The organism is Mesorhizobium sp. M00.F.Ca.ET.216.01.1.1, from assembly GCF_004010325.2.
Taxonomy (GTDB): domain Bacteria; phylum Pseudomonadota; class Alphaproteobacteria; order Rhizobiales; family Rhizobiaceae; genus Mesorhizobium.
On record NZ_SADR02000149.1, the window covers coordinates 1 to 422 of the forward strand.

Consider the following 422-nt stretch of genomic DNA (forward strand, 5'->3'; position numbering starts at 1 on the left):
GCGCATCGCCCAGCGCATGTACGACCGCGGTGAGCTCATGCTCAACGACGTCGTCAGCAACCTGATCAAGCCGGACCCAGCCGCGGTGGCGGGCTACGCCGAGGGCTCGGGCAAGCCCTTCACCTACATGACGGTCGAGGAAGACGAGAACGGCTTCGAGATCGTCGACGTGTTCTTCAGGGAGCCAGGCACATGATCGTCTACAACACCGACCGCGCCTTCTTCCCGATGAAGAACGACGCTGACGCCTACCGGCGTCAGCTTGGCCTGAAACCGGCCGCGCTCGCTACCATCCGTATCGAGTCACGGGAGGAACTGGCGGCCTTCCTGAACGCCCTGATGGGTCTGAGGAAGGAAGCGAGCGCCGAGCAGCCCGAAGCCCCTGTGGCGCCCCCTGGGGCCGTCCTGGAGCCATTACCGCA

General features: G+C 64.9%; 2 protein-coding genes. Both read left to right on the forward strand.

Going from position 1 to position 422, the window contains the following annotated elements; translation table 11 throughout:
* Positions 1 to 196, forward strand: a 196-nt coding sequence (locus EN859_RS38465) for a hypothetical protein (RefSeq protein WP_189502487.1), incomplete at its 5' end; no start/stop codon positions are given.
* The coding region (locus tag EN859_RS35475) for a hypothetical protein (protein WP_135913622.1) at positions 193 to 422 on the forward strand (230 nt) is incomplete at its 3' end. The genes EN859_RS38465 and EN859_RS35475, both read left to right, overlap by 4 nt.